Annotated in this window: 16 protein-coding genes; 7 read left to right on the top strand and 9 right to left on the bottom strand. The window is 58.0% G+C overall.

Translation table 11 applies throughout. The features are described from left to right. Positions 1 to 77: 77 nt before the first annotated feature. The 7 genes from AC2FLJ_RS16735 to AC2FLJ_RS16705 form a co-directional block, all read right to left on the bottom strand. Positions 78 to 455: a DUF2237 family protein gene (locus AC2FLJ_RS16735; protein ID WP_058279476.1), complete on the bottom strand. Its 378-nt coding sequence runs from the start codon at positions 453 to 455 to the stop codon at positions 78 to 80. A 9-nt stretch (positions 456 to 464) separates the two neighbouring features. Next, complete coding sequence (locus AC2FLJ_RS16730) at positions 465 to 1,628, bottom strand: serine hydrolase domain-containing protein (protein ID WP_282120704.1); 1,164 nt, start codon at positions 1,626 to 1,628, stop codon at positions 465 to 467. Between the two features lie 82 nt (positions 1,629 to 1,710). After that, positions 1,711 to 2,391, bottom strand: coding sequence for an aminoacyl-tRNA hydrolase (gene pth / locus AC2FLJ_RS16725; RefSeq protein ID WP_496699703.1), 681 nt, complete (start codon positions 2,389 to 2,391; stop codon positions 1,711 to 1,713). A 258-nt stretch (positions 2,392 to 2,649) separates the two neighbouring features. Beyond that, positions 2,650 to 3,306, bottom strand: a complete 657-nt coding sequence (locus AC2FLJ_RS16720; RefSeq protein ID WP_058279479.1) for a 50S ribosomal protein L25/general stress protein Ctc — start codon at positions 3,304 to 3,306, stop codon at positions 2,650 to 2,652. A 267-nt stretch (positions 3,307 to 3,573) separates the two neighbouring features. Beyond that, entirely contained in the window at positions 3,574 to 4,740 is a 1,167-nt protein-coding gene (locus AC2FLJ_RS16715; protein WP_496706828.1) for an alpha-hydroxy acid oxidase, read from the bottom strand. 154 nt (positions 4,741 to 4,894) lie between these two features. Next, positions 4,895 to 5,686, bottom strand: a complete 792-nt coding sequence (gene trpA, locus AC2FLJ_RS16710) for a tryptophan synthase subunit alpha (protein WP_058279481.1) — start codon at positions 5,684 to 5,686, stop codon at positions 4,895 to 4,897. A gap of 78 nt (positions 5,687 to 5,764) precedes the next feature. Beyond that, positions 5,765 to 6,250: an acyloxyacyl hydrolase gene (locus tag AC2FLJ_RS16705; RefSeq protein ID WP_108860976.1), complete on the bottom strand. Its 486-nt coding sequence runs from the start codon at positions 6,248 to 6,250 to the stop codon at positions 5,765 to 5,767. Positions 6,251 to 6,449: 199 nt separating this feature from the next. Here AC2FLJ_RS16705 and ychF point away from each other — a divergent pair, with 199 nt between their 5' ends. The 7 genes from ychF (at position 6,450) to AC2FLJ_RS16670 (ending at position 15,024) form a co-directional block, all read left to right on the top strand. Beyond that, positions 6,450 to 7,547, top strand: a complete 1,098-nt coding sequence (ychF, locus tag AC2FLJ_RS16700; protein ID WP_496706826.1) for a redox-regulated ATPase YchF — start codon at positions 6,450 to 6,452, stop codon at positions 7,545 to 7,547. A gap of 7 nt (positions 7,548 to 7,554) precedes the next feature. After that, on the top strand, positions 7,555 to 8,064 hold the full coding sequence (locus AC2FLJ_RS16695) for a GNAT family N-acetyltransferase (protein WP_282120700.1): 510 nt from the start codon (positions 7,555 to 7,557) through the stop codon (positions 8,062 to 8,064). 69 nt (positions 8,065 to 8,133) lie between these two features. Further along, entirely contained in the window at positions 8,134 to 9,015 is an 882-nt protein-coding gene (locus tag AC2FLJ_RS16690) for a LysR family transcriptional regulator (RefSeq protein ID WP_496699700.1), read from the top strand. An 85-nt stretch (positions 9,016 to 9,100) separates the two neighbouring features. Next, positions 9,101 to 10,804 carry an NAD(P)H-dependent oxidoreductase subunit E gene (locus tag AC2FLJ_RS16685; RefSeq protein ID WP_282120698.1) on the top strand — a complete coding sequence of 568 codons (1,704 nt, stop codon included), beginning with the start codon at positions 9,101 to 9,103 and terminating at the stop codon, positions 10,802 to 10,804. 13 nt (positions 10,805 to 10,817) lie between these two features. After that, positions 10,818 to 13,601, top strand: coding sequence for a formate dehydrogenase subunit alpha (gene fdhF, locus AC2FLJ_RS16680; protein WP_496706823.1), 2,784 nt, complete (start codon positions 10,818 to 10,820; stop codon positions 13,599 to 13,601). A gap of 111 nt (positions 13,602 to 13,712) precedes the next feature. Then, a complete protein-coding gene (locus AC2FLJ_RS16675) occupies positions 13,713 to 14,519 on the top strand; it encodes a cyclase family protein (protein ID WP_496706822.1) in 807 nt (268 codons plus the stop codon). Then, positions 14,503 to 15,024, top strand: coding sequence for a thioesterase family protein (locus AC2FLJ_RS16670; RefSeq protein ID WP_496706820.1), 522 nt, complete (start codon positions 14,503 to 14,505; stop codon positions 15,022 to 15,024). The genes AC2FLJ_RS16675 and AC2FLJ_RS16670 overlap by 17 nt, the downstream gene beginning before the upstream one ends. Positions 15,025 to 15,036: 12 nt before the next feature. Here the strand turns inward: AC2FLJ_RS16670 and AC2FLJ_RS16665 are convergent, their stop codons facing one another. Then, positions 15,037 to 19,116, bottom strand: a complete 4,080-nt coding sequence (locus AC2FLJ_RS16665; RefSeq protein ID WP_496706819.1) for a translocation/assembly module TamB domain-containing protein — start codon at positions 19,114 to 19,116, stop codon at positions 15,037 to 15,039. Continuing rightward, positions 19,113 to 20,861, bottom strand: coding sequence for an autotransporter assembly complex protein TamA (locus AC2FLJ_RS16660; RefSeq protein WP_496706817.1), 1,749 nt, complete (start codon positions 20,859 to 20,861; stop codon positions 19,113 to 19,115). Before AC2FLJ_RS16660 ends, AC2FLJ_RS16665 begins: the two co-directional genes overlap by 4 nt. Between the last annotated feature and the right edge of the window lie 115 nt (positions 20,862 to 20,976).

Here is a 20,976-nt window from a genome sequence, read left to right as displayed (position 1 = left end):
TCGTTTTTTGACGGTTTCGCGCTTGCTAAACAAAGTGTCGGCTGGCGGGCTTCTTTGATGTCTTTTTGCCCCTGAGGTCAATCAGGTTCGACGGCATTTTCGCGTAAAATTCCAATAGGGACAATGTCCAGCGCCTGCTGATGCGTGGCCTCCAGATCAACCTTGGGCGCGCAGCCTTCGTCATGGGCCTGCAGGAACCGCCCGGCACACAGGCACCAGTTGTCACCGGGCTTGAGACCGGGAAAATCGAACTCGGGGCGCGGTGTGCTGAGGTCATTGCCAACATACTTGGAATAGGCCAGAAACTCGGCCGTCATGACCGCGCAGACCGTGTGACTGCCCTGATCTTCGGCGCAGGTGTTACAGGCCCCGTCCCGAAAAAAACCGGTCTGTGGATCGCGGGAGCAGGGGGCAAGGACGCCCCCCAGAACGTTTATGCTGTCCAGTTTTTGCATAGGCACACCTTACAGGCTTTGGGCGATTGTGCGGAACATTTCTATGTTTGTTTCGTTGACGCCATCGTCACGGAAACTGCGATCAGCCCCGGTTGAAACGATAACAACACCGCGCGGTTGGTCGAAATAGATGTACTGACCATAAACGCCACGGGCCAGAAACTCGCCTTCATGCGCGCCGACGGGGATCCACCACTGGTAGCCATACCCGATCTCTCCGGCTTCGGTCGGGGCGCTCGGAAAAACGGATTCCGCAATCCATTCGGCGGGCACGATCTGCTGGCCATTATGCTCGCCGTTTTGCAGGATCATCTGTCCAAACCGGGCAAAGTCGCGAGTAGTGAAGTTCAACCCGCCCAAGACGAAAGCCACGCCAGCACCGTCGGTGACATAGTAGCCGTCGCGTTCAAGGCCCAGAGGTTCAATGATCTTTTCGGTCAGCAAGTCAGCCACAGACCGATCCGTCGCACCGCGAACAACCATGCCGATAACGTGTGTGTCGATCGAGACATATTGCCATGTCTCGCCGGGCTCGACGAAGGTTTCGTTCAGCGAGGCGGCAAAGTCATCCAGCTCTCCACCCAGGGCGACGACGCGACCCATTCGGTTGATGTCGGAGTTGTAGTCCAGATAGTCCTCGTCGAAGGTCACACCGCTGGCCATGTTCAGAACATTGCGGATCGTTGCGCCGTCATAAGCGGTGCCCTGCAGTTTCGGGGCGTATTTGACCACCGGATCGTCCAGCGAGTCGATGGCGCCTTCGGCCATCAGGATGCCGAACAGGGCGGACAGATAGCTTTTGGCGACCGACCAGGATATCCGGCGATCCTCGGGGGCGGTCCCCAAATAGTATTCTTCGAACCTGATCTGCCCGTCCTGCATCACCAGCAAAGAGGTTACAGCCCGGTCTTCGACCCATTTGTCCGTGCCCTCGGGCAGGTCAAAACCGGGGCCGTAGGGCAGTTCGAATGTCGCACCTTCCCCCCTTGGCAGGTCGACAGTCAGGAAGGCGTCATCCATGTGAGAGAAGTTGTGAATGATCTTTTCTTCGGAAAACAGAGAGTTCACGGCCATCAGGCGCTGAATCTCTTCACGCTTCCAAACGCCAACGACCACCGCTGCCAGCACCAACATCAAAACGATGCGCAGCACCCATTTCATCAGGGTTCGCATATGTTACCTCCCGCTTTTGGTGTGCATTGGAGCGCGGACTGGCGCAGTTCGCAATTGAGACGTAGCGGCAACATCGTTGGCCTTACTTGAACTTGTCCATCAGTTTTTGCATGGCGGACCTGGTGTCCGCCTCGGGTTCAGGCGTAGCTGCAGCGACCGATTTCGAGGAGGCCGCAGCGGTTTTTGATGACCGTGGCGGTGCGGTGCGCAATGCGACCGCGTTCATGAATTTGCCACCATCGCCATCTGCCAAATGACCAGCACCGTCGGAAACCCCCCGCAAGACGTCTTCCAGCCAATCCGAATCTGCCTTGGCAAAGTCACTCAGGACATAAGGCGAGACCAGTTCCTTACGGCCCGGATGCCCAATGCCCAGACGAACTCGATCATAGGCCGGGCTGATATGGTCATGGATCGACCGCAGACCGTTATGCCCGGCGTGACCTCCACCTGCTTTCGCACGCACCTTACCGGGCGCAAGATCCAGCTCGTCGTGAAAAACAGTCACATCGGTTGAGTCCAGCTTGTAAAAGCGCATAGCCTCACCCACGGATTGACCCGAGCGGTTCATGAAGGTTTGTGGCTTGATCAGCAGCACCTTTTCCGAACCTAGTCGCCCTTCGGCGATTTCTGCCTGAAACTTTGATTTCCACGGGCCGAAACCGTGATCGTCGGCAATCCTGTCCAGTGCCATAAAGCCGATATTGTGCCGGTTCCGGGCATATTTCTGCCCCGGATTGCCCAGCCCGACAAAAAGTTTCATGGTTCTGCTCCGCGCGTCATTGTACGACTTGCTTCCTCATGCCCCGAATTGGATCGGAATTCCAGTGAGACTTCGTCTGCCATTGCCTGTCACTAACAGCAGTAGGTGAGGCGCGCCTGGCCAGTAGGGGCCGTGATTTCAATCCGCCAGAGTGAATGCCGGAGCCGGCGGCAAGCTAGCGCGAAGATCCGCATTCGACAAAAAAAAACGGGGCTCCAAAGGAGCCCCGTTTCAAATTCAAGGTACTGAAACCTGAACTTATTCTTCGGCTTCCTGACCGACGACTTCAACTTCGTCTACGGCCACTTCGCCCTCTTCACCCTCTTCGTCATCATCCGTTACCAGACCGGTCGGTGCCGAGATGTTCGCGATCACGAAGTCACGATCGATGGTCGGCTTGGTGCCTTCGGGCAGGTCGACCGACGAAATGGTGGCAACGTCGTTGATGTTCATGCCGGTCACGTCAACAGTGATCTTCTCAGGAATATCACCTGCGGTGCACAGCAGTTCGACTTCCGGACGGACAACGGTCAGAACGCCGCCCTTCTTGATGCCGGGTGCTTCTTCCTCGTTGATGAACTCAACCGGGATGAACAGCGCGATCTTGGTGGTGCGACGCAGGCGCATCAGATCCAGGTGGGTCGGCAGGTCTTTGACGACGTCACGCTGAACGTCGCGGCAGATGACGCGGACGTCTTCCTGGCCTTCAACTTTCAGGTTCCACAGGGTCGACTTGAACCGGCCAGCTTTCAGACGCTTGAACAGTTCGTTGAACGGGATCTGAATCGGCAGCGGTTCTTTGTCGCCACCAAATACAATGCCCGGAACCATGCCGTCGCGGCGTGCCTGACGAGCGGCGCCCTTGCCTGTCCCCGTCCGTTCCAGAGCTACGAGATCAGGAATCTCTCCAGCCATGATAATTCTCCAATGTTAGGGCGGGCATCCTCCAAGGCTGTATGCCCGCGTGAAGCCGCGTCCTTAGCTTGAATTGTCAGGTTTGAAAAGGGGTTTTTAGCGGTCTTCATACTTTGCGAGGCTCTGCCTCGCGCTCCGGGATAATTGGGGCCAGATGAAGAGCGGATCCCCTGCTTCAACGGGCAAAAAATATCCCGGGGGATTCGCAGTTTGCTGCGGTGGGCGTAGTGCCCCCTTTAACATGGCTTGTTGAATGGTTTTGCGAGATCAGGCTTGCCATCGGCCGCCGAAATCCTCGGGGATCAGCAGGTTGTGACGACCCAGACTGCTCACATCCCGCTCGCCGCACAGGGCCATCGTGGTATCCAGCTCTTTGTGGATGATATCCAGCGCGGTGGTGACACCTTGTTGGCCCATCGCACCCAGCCCATAGACAAAAGCGCGACCGATGTAAGTGCCCTTGGCCCCAAGTGCCAGCGCTTTGAGAACGTCCTGCCCGGACCTGATGCCGCTGTCCAGATGGACTTCGACGTCATCACCAACGGCGTCCATGATTTCAGGCAAAACGCGGATCGAACTGAGCGCCCCGTCCAACTGTCGCCCGCCGTGGTTTGAAACAACGATGGCATCTGCGCCCAGCTTAGCCGCCATCTTCGCGTCTTCGGCATCCAGAATGCCTTTCAGGATCACCTTGCCGCCCCATTGTTCCATCAGCTTTTCGACCTTTTTCCAATCGAGGCTGGGGTCGAATTGCTCGGCCGTCCACGCGCCCAGCGATGAGGCATCAGAAACGCCTTCGGCATGACCAACGATATTGCCAAATTCGCGCCGATGTGCGCCCAGCATTTCTATCCCCCAAGCCCATTTGGTCATGAGGTTTGCGATTGTCTTGGCTGTCAGTTTCGGAGGTGCGGACAAGCCATTTTTCAGATCTTTGTGGCGCTGCCCCAGAATTTGCAGGTCCAGGGTGATCACCAATGCGGAACATTTGGCATCCTTGGCGCGCTGGATCAGGCGACCGACGTAATCCTGATCCTTCATTGCATAAAGCTGGAACCAAAAGGGTTTGCTTGTATGCCCTGCGACATCCTCGATCGAGTTGATCGACATGGTCGACAGGGTGAAGGGCACGCCGAACTCCTCGGCAGCCTTTGCGGCCTTCATCTCACCGTCCGCGTGCTGCATGCCTGTCAGGCCAACTGGGGCCAGAGCCACCGGCATCGCAACATCCTGCCCGATCATCTGCGTTGCAGTCGAGCGTCCGTCCATGTCCACGGCGACCCGCTGGCGCAGCCTGATATCTTCGAAATCCGAGCTGTTCTCGCGGAAGGTTTGTTCGGTCCAACTGCCGCTTTCGGCATAGTCGAAAAACATGCGCGGCACGCGGCGTTCGTAGATGCGTTTCAGGTCGTCGATATTGGTAATAACGGGCATTTGTTTCGGCCTTCGCGGAATTGGTTCTTTTTGTTTACCAACCATTTGAGGCCCTCGCAACGTCGGGACTTTGCGATGCGACGCCACGAATTCCGGGCAAGAAAAAAACGCGGCCGGACAGGGCCGACCACGTTGAAATTTGATCAGGCCTCGCTCAGGCCGAGTGGGCGCCGTCAGCCAGAGATTTCACGAAATCTAAAACTTCGCCGGTGGGCTTGCCCGCAGCGATCTGGCTGACGATAGCGGAGCCGACCACTGCACCATCAGCAACAGTTGCGATTGCCTGTGATTTTTCAGGTGTATTGATCCCGAACCCGACGATCACTGGTAAATCGGTTGCGGATTTGATGCGGGCGACCTCGGGGCCAACATTTGTAGCTTGGGCTTCGGCCGCACCGGTAATGCCGGTGATTGACACGTAATACACAAAACCCGAAGTGTTCTGCAGAACGCGGGGCAGGCGTTTGTCATCGGTGGTTGGCGTGGCCAGACGAATGAAGTTCAATCCAGCAGCCTGCGCAGGCAAGCACAGTTCTTCGTCTTCCTCGGGCGGCAGGTCGACGACGATCAGACCGTCAATTCCGACCTCTTTGGCATCTGCAAGGAACTTATCGACGCCGCGGCTGTAGATCGGATTGTAGTAGCCCATCAGCACAATCGGAGTGGTGTCGTCGGTCTCGCGGAAAGCTCGGGCCAGATCCAAAGTCCGCTGCAAAGTCATGCCGCTGTCCAGTGCGCGTTGACCGGCGGCTTGGATCGTCGGGCCGTCTGCCATCGGATCGGTAAAGGGCAGACCCAGTTCGATGACATCGACACCTGCGCCGGGCAGGCCCTTTACGATTTCAAGCGAGGTTTCGAAATCCGGGTCACCGGCCATGATGTAGGCGACGAACGCCTTCTTTCCCTGTTCTTTCAGAGCGGCGAACTTGGCGTCGATACGGGTCATAAGCTGTCCTTGCAATCAGGTTCAGGCCTGATGTGCAGAAACTTTGAGGGGAAATCAATCCCGCCGGGGCAGATTGCTTCAGAACGCGTAATGATACCGCAGCAAAACGGAGTTGACGCCCGGGTTATCGTCCTGTGTGCTTGCGTTCGATTTGTGAGTAATTGCCAGGGACACGCTGTTGCCGTTGTTCAATGTGTAACCGAGGCCCAGCAAGCTACGAATCTGGAATTCACCACCCAGATCGTTGAGTGCGTCACCTTCTGAAAAATACCCGGGCATAACGCTTCCTTCGACGAACCAACGGTCGGCAAAGGTGTATGTCCCGATCAGGCCAATCCCGATATGAACGTCGGCGGCGGTATCTATGGTCAGGGCACCACCCCATGTGGCGGAAAAACGCGTGGCCTCGTGAAAGGGACGGTGATGGTATTCGAGCGAGATTACGGCTTCATCGTCAGAAAGGCTGTCAGAAAAATCCGAGAACCCGGCGCCAAAGACAACGGATTGAGCGTGCGCCGCTTGGGCAGCTAAAAACAGCGCAACGGTAGCAGTTAAATACTTCATATCTCATATTCACTATTTGTTTGTTCACAAAGTCTTACATGGTGAGCTTAGTGTGTTGGTTTCAATCCGGGCAAGATCACGAATGCGCAACTGGGTCGTGATGTTGTAATTCGGATCAGCGGCGCCTTTTGCAGTCCGGCTTGCGCATTGCCTCGGACCTGCATAGAAGCAGCGCTCGAATGGTATGCAGGAGGCCGTCATGGGCTTTAAAATGGGAATCGTGGGTCTGCCGAATGTGGGTAAGTCGACCCTCTTCAACGCGCTGACCAAGACCGCAGCTGCTCAGGCGGCGAATTTCCCGTTCTGCACAATCGAACCCAATGTGGGTGATGTTGCCGTGCCCGATGATCGGCTCGACAAGTTGGCGGCGATCGCAAGCTCGAAACAGATCATTCCCACGCGGATGACCTTTGTTGATATCGCTGGTCTGGTGAAGGGCGCCTCGAAGGGCGAGGGGCTGGGCAACCAGTTTCTGGCCAACATCCGCGAGACTGATGCGATTGCACATGTGCTGCGCTGTTTCGAAGATGGCGATGTGACCCACGTGGACGGCCGCGTCGATCCTGTGGCCGATGCTGATACCATCGAGACCGAACTGATGCTGGCCGATCTGGAAAGCATCGAAAAGCGCCGCGCCAATCTGGTGCGCAAGCTGAAAGGCAATGACAAAGAGGCGCAGCAGCAGGAACGTTTACTGGCTGAAGCGCAGGCGATGCTGGAAGACGGCAAACCCGCGCGTCTGGTCGAAGTCTCTGACGAAGACGCCAAAGCATGGACGATGCTGCAGCTGCTGACCACAAAACCGGTTCTCTATGTCTGCAACGTGTCCGAGGAAGAAGCCGCCGAGGGTAACGAATATTCCGCCCGCGTGGCTGAAATGGCCGCCGCTCAAGGCAATTCCCACGTCATCATCAGCGCCAAGATCGAAGAAGAGATTAGCCTGCTGGAAGAAGACGAGGCGCAGATGTTCCTGGAGGAAATGGGTCTGGAAGAGCCCGGTCTCGACCGACTGATCCGCGCGGGTTACGACCTGCTCAAGCTGGAAACCTATTTCACAGTCGGCCCGAAAGAGGCCCGCGCCTGGACCATACGCACTGGCACCGCGGCGCCACAGGCCGCTGGTGTGATCCATGGCGATTTTGAAAAAGGTTTCATTCGCGCTGAGACGATCGCCTATGACGACTATATCGCCGCCAATGGCGAACAGGGCGCGAAAGAGGCGGGCAAGATGCGGGCCGAGGGTAAGGGCTACGTCGTCAAAGACGGCGATGTGATGCACTTTTTGTTCAATACCTGAGCGCCGATTGACCCTGCGTGAAGCGGACCATTCAGATGCGTCGAGCATCGCTGCGATCTCGATTGAAGTCTGGATTGGCACCTATCTCAAACGCGGGGTTAGCGGTTTTTTCGCGGATTACGCGCTGACCGAGTTCACGCCAGCGCGTATCGCTGCCCTGATCAGCGATCCGGAAGAGTTCATCCTGGTGTCGAATAATTCACAGGGGATCGACGGGTTCATTCGCGTCTCTCCGGTCTGTGACGCCCCTGTCGCGGGGTGGTCGGGTATGGAAATTTCGACGTTCTATGTTCAGCCGCGTCATCACGGCAAAGGGATCGGCACGCGCCTGCTTGCGGCAGCGCTGACGCATTGCCGAGAGCAACGGGCCGATTCCGTCTGGTTGACCACGAATGCAGAAAACGATCCGGCCATCGCCTTCTATCTGGCAAATGGGTTTGTACAGATTGGCGAAACCGAGTTCCGGATCGCAGATCAGGGTTATCTCAACAATGTCTATGCCTTGTCTTTGACCTGAACGCATCGCTTTCCCCCAACGTAAAAGCCGCTAATCTGGGTTTCTGGCCTCACCTTGGGATACCGAAACATGATCGAAATCCGCGACCTGCAATTGCTTAGCGCTTTGGCGCGGCATCGTCATTTTGCCAAGGCGGCCGAAGAATGCGGAATTTCTCAGCCAGCGTTTTCCATGCGCATTCGGAATCTCGAGGACCGGCTGGGTGTCTCAATCGTGCGCCGCGCCAACAGGTTTCAGGGTCTGACTGAAGAAGGCGAGATGATCGTCCAGCGAGCGCGGCGCATTCTGGATGAGACAAAGGCGCTGGAACAGCAGGTTCTGGCCTCAAAGGGTGAGATTACCGGGACACTCAAACTTGGCGTGATCCCAACCGCGATTGCCTTTACCGGACGGCTAATCAAGCGGCTGCATCAGGCGCATCCGCGCGTTGTCACACGGATCGAAACCATGTCGGCCTCGGCCATTCAGCACCGGTTGGACGAGGGTAGTCTGGATGCGGGTATCACCTATGGCGACAGCATTGGCACCGACCTGCGGCAGGTTCAGCCGCTATACGAAGAGACTTACGTGCTGTTGATCCCGTCACATATGACCGATGAAACCGGACCGATCCCATGGACAGAGGTCGCCGAGTTTCCACTCAGCCTGCTTGAGCCGCAGATGCAGAACCGTCGCATTCTGGACCGCATCTTTGCTGAGCAGGGCCTCCACCCCCAAGTGGTCGCTGAAACCAGCGGCTTTACAGCCTCAATGGTCATGGCGCGTGAAGGGCTGGCAGCCACCGTTGTCCCCCGCGTTCTGGTTCGGGCGCTGGGTGAACTTAAGGGTACGAAAGTGCTGCCTCTGGTCGATCCTGTTGTAAGTAAACCGATTTGTCTGGCCACCTTAAGCCGAGACCCGGAATTGCCTACGGTTGGGGCTTTGCGCGCTGTTGTGACGTCTTTGCGGTGATAAGGTGTCGTTATCGTGCGATAGCGATAAGCGATTTGACGATATACTATTCTGATGAGACACGGAGCCTTAATCGGAGGGCATCATGGCACCATTAGATACCAAGCCATCAGGCGCACCCAAGGGCGTCTGGAAGTCAGGTAAAGGCAAAGGGCGGCATACGCCCAAAGGCCGTCAGTTCACGGATGAGGCGCAGGCCGAGATTGCGCGCCTACTGGGCGACCGCCCGCGTCGTCGCGATCTGTTGATCGAATTCCTGCATTTGATCCAGGATGAGCACGGCCATATTAGCGCCGACCATATCGCCGCGCTGGCGGTTGAGATGCGGATCGGTCAGGCCGAGATCTACGAGACCGCGACGTTTTATGCCCATTTCGACGTAGTGAAAGAAGGCGAGGTGCCGCCGCCTGCCTTGACGATCCGTGTCTGCGACTCTCTCTCCTGCGAAATGGCCGGTGCCCAGCAGTTGCAAAAGGCCCTGGAAGATGGCTTGGACGCATCCGAAGTGCGTGTAGTGCGCGCGCCCTGCATGGGGCGTTGCGATACGGCCCCGGTGCTTGAGATTGGTCACAACCACATCGACCATGCGACCCCTGAAAAGGTGCAGGCCGCAATTGCCGCTGGTGATACTCACGCCCATCTGCCCGATTACGAAACCTTTGCCGCCTATGAGGCAAACGGTGGCTACGCCAAGCTGAAAGAGCTGCGCGAGAGCGGCGACTGGGAGAAAGTACAAGAAGACGTTTTGTCCTCAGGCCTGCGCGGTTTGGGTGGTGCTGGCTTCCCGTCCGGCAAGAAATGGGGCTTTGTACGCATGAACGAAGGCACCCGCTATCTGGCCGTGAACGGTGACGAGGGCGAACCCGGTACCTTCAAAGACCGTTATTATCTAGAGCGTGCGCCGCATGTTTTCCTTGAGGGTATGCTGATCGCTGCTTGGGCGGTCGAGGCAGAGACGTGCTTCATCTACATGCGTGACGAATACCCGGCGGTGCTGGAAATCCTCGCCCGCGAGATTGCCGCGTTGGAAGAGGCCGGGATCGTCGAAAAGGGTTACATTGACCTGCGCCGGGGTGCTGGTGCTTACATCTGCGGTGAAGAATCCGCGATGATCGAGTCGATCGAGGGTAAGAAGGGCCTGCCGCGCCACCGTCCTCCGTTTGTGGCGCAGGTTGGGGTCTTTAATCGTCCGACCTTGGTGCACAATGTCGAGACGCTGTATTGGGTCTCGAAGATCTGCCGCGAAGGGCCGCAGATTCTGAACTCTGTCGAAAAAAATGGTCGCAAGGGCCTGCGCAGCTATTCAATCTCGGGGCGGGTGACCAAGCCGGGTGTTTACCTGCTGCCTGCGGGTTCGACCATATTGGACGTGATTGAGGCCGCTGGCGGCATGATCGAAGGTCAGACCTTCAAAGCGTATCAGCCGGGTGGTCCATCCTCGGGTCTGCTGCCTGCGTCGATGGACGATATCCCATTGGATTTTGACACGCTGCAGCCACATGGCACCTTTATCGGATCCGCCGCTGTGGTGGTTCTGTCCGATCAGGACACCGCACGCGATGCAGCGCTGAACATGCTGCGCTTCTTCGAAGATGAAAGCTGTGGGCAGTGCACGCCTTGCCGGGCGGGCTGCGAAAAGGCTGTGAAGCTGATGCAGGCTGACAAGTGGGATCAGGATCTTCTGGAAGATCTGTGCCAGGTCATGGGCGATGCCTCGATCTGCGGTCTGGGGCAGGCGGCCCCGAACCCGATCCGTCTGGTCATGAAACACTTCGCTGACGAAATCTGAGGGAGACAGAGCCATGCTTGATGCAAGCCCAACCAAGACCGTCACCTTCAACCTGAACGGCGATGATGTCACCGTGCCCGAGGGCTGGACCATCTGGGAAGCCGCCAAGGGGCAGGGGTTCACGATCCCGCACTTATGTCACAAGCCTCAACCCGGCTATAAACCGGATGGCAACTGTCGCGCCTGTATGGTCGAGGTGGAGGGCGAGCGCACTCTGGTCGCCTCGTGCATCCGTCCGGCTGCGGACGGAATGGTGGTAATAACCGATAGCGACCGGGCCGAGAAATCGCGCGCCATGGTCATGGAATTGCTGGTCGCCGACCAACCCGAAGAGGCGCACGATAAATCTAGCCACTTCTGGGAGATGGCCAAGCTGAACGATGTCAGCGACAGTCGCTTCCCGGCGAAAGAGGCCGAGAAGATCCCTCTGCCGGATGACAGCCACGTTGCGATGCGCGTCAATCTGGACGCTTGCATCAACTGCAACCTCTGTGTCCGTGCTTGTCGCGACGTGCAGGTGAATGACGTGATCGGCATGGCCGGTCGCGGACACACCGCGCAGGTGGTGTTTGACCAGAACGACCCGATGGGGGATTCGACCTGTGTCGCCTGTGGTGAATGTGTTCAAGCCTGCCCGACCGGTGCGTTGATGCCAGCCACTGTGTTGGACGAAAAGCAGCAGGGCGACAGCAAAGACTACGATTCCGAGACCGAAAGCGTCTGCCCGTTCTGCGGCGTCGGCTGCAAAGTCTCGCTGAAGGTCAAGGACGGCAAGGTCAAGTATGTCGAGGGCATCAACGGCCCGGCCAACGAAGGCCGCTTATGCGTCAAAGGCCGCTTTGGTTTCGACTATATCCACCACCCACACCGCCTGACCAAACCGCTGATCCGGCGTGAGGATGCGCCTGCAAAAGGGTTGAATGTCGATCCGGGCAATCTGGGCACTCATTTCCGCGAGGCGACTTGGGAAGAGGCAATGGATCTGGCGGCCACCAAGCTGAAGGCGCTGCGTGATGAAGATCCGCGCAACGTTGCTGGCTTTGGTTCGGCCAAATGCACCAACGAAGAAGCTTATCTTTTCCAGAAGTTCATTCGTCAGGGCTTCAAGCACAACAACGTCGACCACTGCACCCGTCTGTGCCATGCCTCGTCCGTGGCGGCGCTGATCGAGAACGTGGGCTCAGGCGCGGTGACGGCCACCTTTAACGAGGTCGAGAACTCGGATGTGGTTATCATCATCGGGGCCAACCCAATCGAAAACCACCCCGTGGCGGCAACCTACTTCAAGCAGTTCACCAAGCGCGGTGGCAAGCTGATCGTGATGGACCCGCGCGGCGTCGGTATGCGCAAGTTCGCAGACGAAATGCTGCAGTTCCGCCCCGGTGCCGATGTTTCGATGCTCAACGCGATCATGAACGTGATCGTCGAAGAGGAACTGTACGACAGCCAGTACATCCACCGCTGGACCGAGAACTGGGAAGCCGAAAAAGAGCATCTGCGCGCCTTCACACCCGAGGCGATGGCGCCGATCTGCGGCATTGAGCCAGATCAGTTGCGCCGTGTCGCGCGTACCTTCGCGCAGGCCAAGGCTGGTCTGATCTTCTGGGGTATGGGCGTCAGTCAGCACATCCACGGCACGGATAACTCACGATGCCTGATCTCGCTGGCATTGATGACCGGCAATGTCGGTAAACCCGGCGCCGGTCTGCACCCGTTGCGCGGTCAGAACAACGTCCAGGGAGCCTCGGATGCGGGCCTGATCCCGATGTTCCTGCCGGATTATCAGTCGGTTATGGATGACAGTATCCGGGCCAAGTTCAACAACGTCTGGAACTCGGACGACTTCTCGAACGAGAAGGGCCTGACCGTCACCGAGATCATCGATCAGGCGTATGCGGGCAACATCAAGGGCATGTATATTCAGGGCGAAAACCCGGCTATGTCCGACCCTGATGTTGGTCACGCACGGGAAGCTTTGGCAAAGTTGGAGCTGATGATCGTGCAGGATATCTTCCTGACCGAAACGGCCAACTATGCCGACATCATCCTGCCTGCCTCGGCGTTGTATGAAAAGAACGGCACCGTGTCGAACACCAACCGTCAGGTTCAGCGTGTGCGTCCGGCTGTGGCACCTCCGGGTGAGGCGCGTGAGGACTGGAAAATCACCGTCGAGCTTGCGCAGCGCATCGGGCTGAACTGGGATTACACCGATGTAAGCCAGGTGTTTGATGAGATGAAGCTGACCATGGCGTCGCTCGACAACATCACCTGGGAGCGGCTTGAGACCGAGACGATCACCTATCCGTCGCTCAGTGAAACCGATCCGGGACAGGCGATCGTGTTTGGTGATGGCTTCCCGCGGACAGATGGACGGGCCAAGTTTACCCCCGCCAGTGTCATCCCGCCGGATGAAGCGCCGGATGAGGAATACCCGATGATTGCAACAACCGGCCGTCAGCTGGAACACTGGCACACCGGGTCGATGACTCGCCGGTCCAACGTTCTGGATGCTGTGGAACCGGAAGCAAACTGTTCGATGAACCCGCGCCAGCTGAAACTGATGGGGATCGAGCCGGGCGAAATGATCCGTCTCACCACGCGGCGCGGCTCGATCGAAATCATGGTTCGAGCCGATCGGGCGATCGCCGAAGATATGGTGTTCATTCCGTTCGCCTATGTCGAGGCGGCAGCGAACATTCTGACCAACTCGGCCATCGACCCGTATGGCAAGATCCCCGAGTTCAAGTTCTCGGCCATTCGCGTCGAAAAGATCGAAGACGCCATCGCGGCGGAGTAAATCCGCCACATACAGTCTTGGAAAGGCGGCCCATTGGGTCGCCTTTTTCTTTCCTTGACAGCAGCTTACCTGCGGCCAACCCTGTCACCGTTCTTGGTGGAGGAGTTTTACATGGCGCGCCGCTTCGTCGATCTGTCAGTTCCGTTGGAAACCGGCATCGTGTCGGACCCGCCGATCATGTTACCCGAAATCGAATATCTGGCCCATGACCAGACCGCCGAACAAGTCATGTCCTTTTTTCCGGGCCTGCAGAAAGATGACCTGCCCGGCGGTGAGGGCTGGGCCATCGAACGCCTTCAGATCGCCACGCACAATGGCACCCATCTGGACGCGCCTTACCATCACCATTCGACCATGAACAATGGTGAGAGGGCGATCACCATCGACGAGGTGCCGCTGGAATGGTGCATGAACCCCGGCGTGAAACTGGATTTTCGCCATTTCGACGATGGTTATGTGGCGACCGCCGCCGATGTCGAAGCCGAGTTGAAACGGATTGGTCACGAATTGCAGCCGTTGGATATCGTAGTCGTGAATACCTCGGCTGGCACGCGTTATGGGTATCCGGACTATCTGGCCAAAGGATGCGGCATAGGGCGCGAGGCAACGCTGTATCTGACCAATCGCGGGGTGCGCGTGACAGGAACTGACGCCTGGAGCTGGGACGCACCGTTTCCATTGACCGCGCAGGAATATGCTGAAACGCAAGATGCATCGATTATTTGGGAAGGGCACCGGGCCTCGATGGAGGTTGGCTATTGTCACATGGAAAAACTGACGAACCTTGAAACCTTGCCGCCGACTGGGTTCGAGATTTCCTGTTTCCCGTTCAAGATCAAAGGGGCTTCAGCTGGATTCATCCGCGCGGTTGCGATCTTTGAGACCCAAGAAGGAGCATCCAATGCAACTGACGCCTGAAGCGCTGGCCGGACATGACGGACCCTATGATGCCCCGCTTGTCTTCCGCGGGTTCAAGGCGCGCGCCGAGTGGATCGACTATAACGGTCACATGAACGTGGGCTACTACGGCGTTGCCTTCGACAATGCGCTGGAGCTGTTGATGGTGGATCACCTTGGGTTGGGTGAGGCGCAGGTCAATGCGATGGGGCAGGGACCTTACATTTTGCAATCCCACATGAATTTCCTACGAGAAGTACTGGAAGGTGAGGCCTTCAGCATCCGGTTTCGGATGCTGGACGCAGATCACAAACGTGGCCACTATTTTGCGCAGATGGTGTCTGAAAAAGACGGTGCTATCTGCGCCACTCAGGAAGCGTTGTTCATGAATGTCAGCCATACGACCGGCCGGTCGGTTCCCTATCCGGACTGGGCCGTCGCGCGTCTTCGGAGCATGGTGAGGGATCATGCGGCGATCGACCCGGCCCCAGAGGTCGGCCACCCGATAGGCATCCGCAGAAAGTGAACTGAGGCCTGCTTAGTAGTCGTGCGAAAAGAAGACCCCAACACCGGTCTCACCCCGGCCATCTACAGTGCCTTTCACGGTGAAACTGTCGGTGACATCCAAGTTCAGATTCACCTCGGTGTCGCCTTCGGTGTTGACGGTGAAATCGGTGTAGAGGTTGTCGCTTAGATACGCCCCGGCGCCGAGCCGGCCCGCGCCACCTTCGGACACGCCGATGTCCACGGTATCGACGCCCGTTGACTCGCGCAGGCCTTTGGTCGCGTCTCCGCCAGCGCCGCTGAGTTGCGCCAGCGAGGCCGCCATCTGAGCGATTACGAACGGTGACAACTCTGAGAAGCGATTGCCGAACAACAGCATTGCCAGCGCTTCCTCGGCTGGGCGCTCTGGGTCGGAAAAGACGTTAACCTCAGGCGAGTCCAGTGGTCCGGCGATCTCGATCGTTGCGGTACCATCAGAAGTGCTGGTTGAGGATTCGAATTCGATATAGGGCGTCAGGTCCCCTTGCAGCGTCACAATGCCCTTGGTCAGGGCCAGCCTGCGCCCCAGAATGTCAAAGTTACCACGAATCAGTTCGATCTGGCCCGATGGGATCACCGAGGACGTGGTGCCGCCGATGTTTATTCTTCCACCCAGCTCTGCGTTGACACCACGCCCGCGAACAAACACGGCCTTGGGCGCCAAAAGACTGACATTCAGGGCGATACGAGAATCGCTTTTATTGCCGTCTTCACTTTGGACGAGGCCCGCGCGTTCACGGGTCACATAGCCTGACCCGCTTTCATTCACGTGAACGATGTCTGGGATAGGGGCCGCCCCCACGGCACCTGATGCGGCCGCTAGGTTGATATTGGTTTCGCCAAACGTGACCTGTCCAGCGATCGAGCTGTTACCCGCCAGCGCCCCGGTCATCGCAATTTGCCCGTTCAGCGTGGTTTCATACAGCAACTGATCGGTCAGCACGAGGCTGTTAAGGGCGGTCGAGATATTGGCATTGAATGGTGGTGAAAGGTCTACAGGCCCGCTGACGGTAAAATTGCCGCCTGCCCGTGGTCCGCCACTTAGGGAAATCGTGGCGCGGCTATTCGCAAGTTGGACCGATCCGCTGATGCCGGTGATCGTTTGTCCCGCGCCGGGAATTGCCAGCGACGTACCGGAAGTGGTGATCGAACCGGACAGGGATTCCAGTGCGGGTTTGCCCGACAGGGTAAGGTCATAGCGAGCGCTGCCGTCGATCTTGTTGGGCGTGATAAAGATATTGGCAATGCCAAGATTGACGCCGCCAACGGCTTTCATGTCCGCTTCTCCGGTGCTTTCGTCGAAGGTACCAGAGACTTTGCCGCTAATCTCCGCAGGCCCGTCGGCTTGGGCGTCGATTGTCCAGACACCCTTGTTGCGCTTAGCGCTGCCATTGGCGGCCACTGTACCCGGAAACTCAGGTACAAAACGCTCGATCCGGTTGAACTTGGCGTCAAAGTCCAGATCCGCCGACCCATCGCTGTCCACCGTCCCGGCAAGCTTGGCGTATGAGCTGTCGGGGCCATTCAGGTTGACCGTGCCTTCCACGCCCTTGGATGTCGGGGCAACGTTTCCATCCAACGTCAGTGGACCGGACATCGTGTTCAACACCCGCGCCAGATCGTCCAATTTGACCGAGAAATCCAGCCCGCCCGCTTGACGGTCCAGCTTGCCCGAAGCCGTCGCGGTTATGGCCGTTCCGTTCAGGCGGAACGTTTGAATGCTAAGGCCATCTTCCCCATTCTGTGCATCTACGGACAGGGTCGTCTGGCCCTGAATCAGCTTGTCCACGGCCTCGATGCCGGTCTGAATGTCGTTGGCATCGAGATTACCTTGAACATCGAAGGCTCGGGTAGACAGGGTACCGTTGCCTTGCACGTTTGCCGCGATCGAACCCGCCAGATCACGCCCGGCCAAACCGGAAAACAGGGACAGGTTCGGCACGCTCAATTGCGCTTGCCCATCTGCCGACAGATCTCCGGTAGGGTCGTCGACGGTTGCCTGAACCTGTGCGCTAAGGGCGCGGCCATTCACCGAAGCGCTGCGGATGTCGATACTGTCTGCGGTTCTGGCACCGTCCCATTCGATCTCGGTTCTGCCGGTCAGTAGCGGGTCAATATCGGCCATGCCGGTCTTGACGTTCTGACCTGTCACGCTGGCCGTGCCGTCAAATTCCAGCGATTGTACCGTGCCTGTACCGTTCACGGTCGCCTGTAGGGAACCGCCAAGGTCGCGTTTTGCCAAGCCAGAGAAGACCGACAAATCCGATGCGTTGACCCGGGCCTGCCCATCAATGGTCAGGTTGCCGTCGGGCGTCGTCACAACACCGCTGGCCACGGCTTTGGCGGCCTCACTGTCCAGATCGAATTCACGGATAGTTATGCCGTTTGTGCCGCGGCTTGCGTCCAGAGTGATCGTGGTCTCTCCGGTGATAACCGGGTCGATATCGTCACGGCCAGTAGACAAGTCGCGGCCCTGAACCATGACTTTGCCGTCAAAGCTGCGTTCCAGCGGTGAACCTTTTCCGGTCACGCTGGCCGAGACCTGCCCACCAAGGTCCAGCTTGGCAAGGTCCGAAAAGCGCGACAGGTCAGTTGCGTCCAGCTTGGCTGTTCCGTCGACGCTCAAGCCGCTGGTCAGCCCGGAAATCAGCGCGTCCAGCGCCAGCGTGTAGTCAGAGCCCACAAGCTCGAACCCAGAAAGGTTCAGTGACTGGTCGCTGCTATAGTCGAACTGGCCATCAAGCGTGATGCGATCGCCCAAGGCCGTGGTCAGCGCGTCATCGGCCATGTCTATTCCGCCGACCGCGATTTGTACGTCGCCATCGATAGTCAGAACCTCGCCCTGATCCAGGGTGCCTTGTGCGGTGATCCGGGCATCACCCAGCTTGACCTGCGGGGACGCGAATTCGTTGGCCGTCAGGCTCAGATCCCAAAGATTGCCGTTCTGGCGGTCAAACAGGGCCGAAATTTGTGCCGCCTTGAGCGATGTGTCGCCTCCTGCCACGGGCAGAACGACGGCTTCCCCATCTGGCGGGGTGATGCGCCCTTGCAGGGCGGCCAGTTGCAGAGTGCCGCCTTCAGCCAGCTGCAATTCACCTTTCAGATCCAGCGCCTGCGTGGTGAGTTCCAGATCCCAGATGTCCAGCGCGCCTTCGGGCTTGGTCTGGCCATCGACATAAAGCCGTGATTTTGGGCCGAAGAACGGATCGATGTCCTCCCCCAGAAAGGGTGTCAGATCGCCGTTCAGATCAGCGGTGAACGCAATGCCTTTCGCTGCGCTGCTCTCGGCCGCCTGCAGCTGAACCTGCCCAGTGACGCGCATCTGATTGTCGCTGCTCAGCCCGATATCGGCGGTAAAGTCCGTCAGAGGACCCGCGCCCTTGGCTGTCAGGCCGATCGGTGGGCTGTCAGGGATTTTCAGCGCGGTTGAAATCAGACCGCCAGAGGCTTCGTTCACTTGCAAATCCAGATTGATCTCACTTGTTGAGTTCTGGAAACCAGCGGCCAGCTTGATCTCATCACCTGCGCGATCCAGTCGGATCACGTCCAGATTGGTGTCCAGCGCCCCATCTGCCAGCGACAGGTTGCCTGTCACGCTCAGATCAGCAGCGACACCGATCAACGGCTCACCCAGAGACAGCTCATCCACCCGGATTTCACCGATTTCGATGGAAACCGGCAGTTCGGGCAGTTGAAACGGTTGCGTTTCCGCCGAAGCAGGTGGTTCTTCCTTGGTCGTTGATCCCGGCGCACGGGCAACATCGATTTCCTGCGCGGTCAGAGAGTTGACCGAAAACCGGCCGCGGATAAGCGCCAGACGGTTCCAGTCAAGTTCGGCGTCCTTGATGGTCAGCCAAACACCTTCATCATCGGCAACTGTGATCTCGTCAATTGTCGCGCGGGCGCTCAGCGCGCCTTGCAGGCCCTTAACGGTCACGTTTTGGTCGTCGCCGGAGAGCGTATCCTGCAGGAAGTTTTCCAGCATGCTGCCGCCTTCTTCCTGCGCGGCAAGTGGCAGAGGGGCAGACAGCATCAGCCCCGAAAACAATAACGGATATGCGCGACGTCCAATCAAAATGCCTGTCCGATCCCGATATAAAACTGCAAACCGTCGCCGGTGTCGCCCTGCACTGGAACGGCCAGATCCAGCCGCAAAGGACCAAAACCGCCCAGATCATACCGAACCCCAAGTCCGGCACCCGCGTGATATTCTGCGCCGCTGCCGATGAATGAGGATGTGTCAACGGTACCGTAGTCATAAAACCCGACCAGAGATATGGCTTCGGTGACTTTGCCGCGCACCTCCGCGGAAAGACCAAGGAAAGATTTGCCGCCTGCGATCCCAGTGCCGACAGGGATGCCAAGACTCTCGTAGGGTTGGCCCCGAACCGTTCCGGCACCGCCCGAGAAAAACAGGAAGTCTGGCGTTACACCGTCCGGCGACGGCCCGAGCACTGATCCCAGCTGTACGCGCCCAGCCAGAACCAGCCGTCCGCCGGTGCCGAGGCTGGTATAGCCGCGCCCATCAAAAAACATGCGTATGCCGCTTTCGGTTTCGGACAGACCAGCAAAGGGCGTGATCTGCGCGTCCAGATAAAAGCCGCGCGTTGCGCTGACTTTACTGTCGCGCTCGTCCCATTCCGAACGCAAGGGAAGGATGAAATATCGGAACCTGCGGTCATCGCCATAGGCGTCGTCCGCGCTGGACCACTGAAACCCGGCTGAGGCTTCGGCATATAGCCGATCAGAGAACGTGCGCCGGGCACCGTAGGCCAGCGACGCAACGGTGACATTGTAGTTTTCTGTGTTGCGCCGTTCCAGAAGCGTGTTCCAGAAAGTGTTGTCATCGGGACCAAGCCGGTCGGGCTGATCCAGACGCAAGCCGATCCGGCCGTCGATATCCTCGGCACCGCCGATATTACGGACTGCCGCCTCGAACCGCAGGCGTTCGGCACGTCGGAATACGTTGCGATGCGTCCAGGTCGCGGTCACGTCTACACCGTCGCGCGACGCGATCTCGGCGCCAAAGGTCAGTCGACGTTTTGGCAAGTCTTCAAACGTGGCGTCGAAATCCAATGTGCCGTCCGGGTTCGGAGTGTCCCTCTCTTCAATCGAAACAACGTTGAATGTCCCGGTCCGCCGTAACCGTGTGCCGACCTTCTGGATTTTCTCTGGCGAATATACTTCGCCTGCCGGAAACCCGGCGATCTTTTCTATTGACCGGTGGCGCACATCGGTGTCGCCCTTGATGAGCATTTTGCCAAATCTCAGGCGCGGGCCGGGGGTAAGGTCGATCTCGGCATCCAGCTTGGCCTCGGCATGGCGGGCAATGACTTTCTGGCCTTCGACTTCGGCCTTGGCATGACCCGCGTTGCGCCAACCCTGCACGCCAGCTGACGCGGCTTGTTGGATCGCGCCGGTGGTCGCGAGTTTGCCGACCGCAAACTCCTCGGGCAGAACTGTTTCGGGCGTTATCGGTTGTACGATGGCTTCGCCAAAGGTGAACTTGGGGCCGGTGTTGACCGTGATTACCGCGCTATTGATCTGCGCTGGTACGCTGAGCGAGCTGATCTCAGCTGCTTCTTTTCCGTCCAGTTTGATGCTTACGACTGGGCTGAAATACCCTTCGTCATAAAGAATTTGGACTAGAGTGCGATAATCCGAAAGCGCCGCCGACAAGATCTCAAGCGGCGTGTCCAGCCCGCGAGATTCGGCCGTCGTAACCGAGGAGGTTTCCTCCATCCGCTCGACAAGCTCTTTTGAAGCACCCGGAGCTGTTAAGGTGGTTTCCAGCGCGGCCAATGCGGTCGGCAGGGTCATTGCAATCGCGCCGAGAAGGCATCTCTTCAAAAAGGCGCGCGGCCTGCTCCCCGGCATCTGATAGCTCCAACTGCCCCAACTCGAAATCACATTTGCCGTTTTTTGCAAAGCAACG

The organism is Ruegeria sp. CDSA034, assembly GCF_059612275.1.
Note: the sequence above shows the minus strand (reverse complement) of the source record. Positions and strands in the feature narration are given on the sequence as shown.